Annotated in this window: 1 protein-coding gene; it reads right to left on the bottom strand. The window is 61.2% G+C overall.

The genetic code is table 11. The annotated features are described in order from the left end of the window. On the bottom strand, positions 1-2,415 hold a 2,415-nt coding region (gene pyc / locus ACIQUH_RS27860), incomplete at both ends, for a pyruvate carboxylase (RefSeq protein ID WP_400821431.1).

Raw genomic sequence — 2,415 nt, forward strand, 5'->3', positions numbered from 1 at the left:
GTAAGCGATCAACAGATCCTTTGCATCGATCTGGTCGCCGGGCTTTACGAGAACTTCCGCGATCTTGCCGTCGCGTTCGGCGTGCAGCGCGGTTTCCATCTTCATGGCCTCAATGGAGAGCAGCACGTCGCCGGCCTTGATCTCCTGACCCTGATTGACGAAGACCCGGCTGATCACGCCCGGCATCGGCGCGCCGATATGAACGGCGTTGCCCGGTTCTGCCTTGCGGCGCACGGCGGAGCCGGAAGCGCCATGGGCGCGATCCGGCACCTTGATGCGGCGCGGCTGACCGTTGATCTCGAAGAACACCGTCACCATGCCCTTATCGTCCGTGCCGGACGAGGCCTGATTGACGATGACCAGCGTCTTGCCACGCTCGATATCGGCAAACAGCTCCTCGCCATCCTCCATGCCATAGAAATAGGCATGGGTGGGCAGCACGGAAACCGGGCCATAGGTCTCGGCGGTGAGCGCGAAGTCGGTGAACACCTTCGGATACATCAGATAGGACGCGAACTCGAAGTCATCGACCTTGCGCTCCAGCTTGGTCTCGATCACCGTCCGTTCGGCATCGAGATCGGCATCCGCCAGCAGTGAGCCCGGACGCACCGTATAGGGTGCTTCACCCTTCAGCGCCTTTTTCTGCAGGGCTGCGGGCCAGCCGCCCGGCGACTGTCCGAGATCGCCCTTCAGCATCGACACCACCGAGTCCGGGAAAGACACTTCGCGGTCAGGGTTTTCAACGTCGGCCACCGTCAGATCCTGGCTGACCATCATCAGCGCCATATCACCGACGACCTTGGAAGATGGCGTCACTTTGACGATATCGCCGAACATGCGGTTGGCATCGGCATAGGCCTGCGCCACCTCGTGCCAGCGGCTCTCGAGACCCAGCGAACGCGCCTGCTCCTTGAGGTTGGTGAACTGGCCGCCCGGCATTTCATGCAGATAGACTTCCGAAGCCGGTCCCTTGAGATCGCTCTCGAACGCCGCATACTGGTTGCGCACGGCCTCCCAATAGAAGGAAATGCGGCGGATCCATCCGGTATCGAGACCCGTATCGCGTTCCGACCCCGCCAGCGCCTCGACGATCGAGCCAAGGCATGGTTGCGAGGTATTGCCGGAGAAGGCATCCATTGCGGCATCGACGGCATCGACACCCGCATCCACAGCCGCAAGAACGGTCGCGGCAGAGATACCGGACGTATCGTGCGTATGGAAGTGGATCGGCAGACCGGTCGCCTCGCGCAGCGCCTTGAACAGAACCGTGGCGGCGGCCGGTTTCAGCAGGCCCGCCATATCCTTGACGGCGATGATATGCGCACCGGCCTTTTCAAGCTCGGCGGCAAGGCCGGTATAATATTTGAGATCGTATTTCGGACGCGCCGAATTAAGGATGTCGCCGGTGTAGCAGATGGTCGCTTCGCAGAGCTTGTTCTCCTCGGCAATCGCATCCATCGAGACACGCATATTCTCCACCCAGTTCAGGCAGTCGAAGACGCGGAAAAGATCGACACCACCCCTTGCGGCCTGACGAACGAAGTACTTCACGACATTATCAGGGTAGTTTTTGTACCCGACGCCGTTGGCGCCGCGTAAAAGCATCTGCAAAAGCAGGTTCGGCGCGCCTTCGCGGATGAGCGCAAGACGCTCCCACGGATCTTCGGTCAGGAAGCGCATGGAAACGTCGAAGGTCGCACCGCCCCAGCATTCCAGCGACAGAAGCTGCGGCAGCGCCTTGGAATAAACGCTGGCGACGCGGGCGATATCATGGGTGCGGACGCGGGTGGCCAGAAGCGACTGGTGCCCGTCGCGCATGGTCGTGTCGGTGACCAGAACGCGTTTTTCGTTGCGCATCCAGTCCGCAAAGCCCTTCGGGCCGAGCCTGTCCAGCAATTGCCTGGTACCGTCAGGCGTCGGCGCATCGATATAGGGCACGATGGGCTTTGCCGCCTTTTCGGAAGGCTTCGCACGACCCTTGGTTTCCGGATGGCCGTTGACGGTCACATCGGCCAGATAGGTCAGAAGCTTGGTGGCGCGGTCCTGACGCTTGACCTGCGCGAACAGTTCCGGCGTCGAATCGATGAAGCGGGTCGTATAGGTGTTGTTGCGGAAACTGTCGTGACCGATGATGGCTTCGAGGAAGGTGAGGTTGGTCGCAACGCCGCGGATACGGAATTCGCGCAGCGCGCGGTCCATGCGGTTGATCGCCTCATCCGGCTGCGGTGCCCAGGCCGTGACCTTGACGAGCAGCGGGTCGTAATAACGGGTGATGACCGCGCCGGTATAGGAGGTGCCGCCATCCAGGCGGATACCGAAGCCCGAAGCCGAACGATAGGCGGTGATGCGGCCATAATCCGGAATGAAGTTGTGTTCCGGGTCTTCCGTGGTGATGCGGCACTGCAGTGCATGGCC

The sequence above is a fragment of the Agrobacterium sp. NPDC090283 genome (assembly GCF_044769685.1).
GTDB lineage: Bacteria > Pseudomonadota > Alphaproteobacteria > Rhizobiales > Rhizobiaceae > Agrobacterium.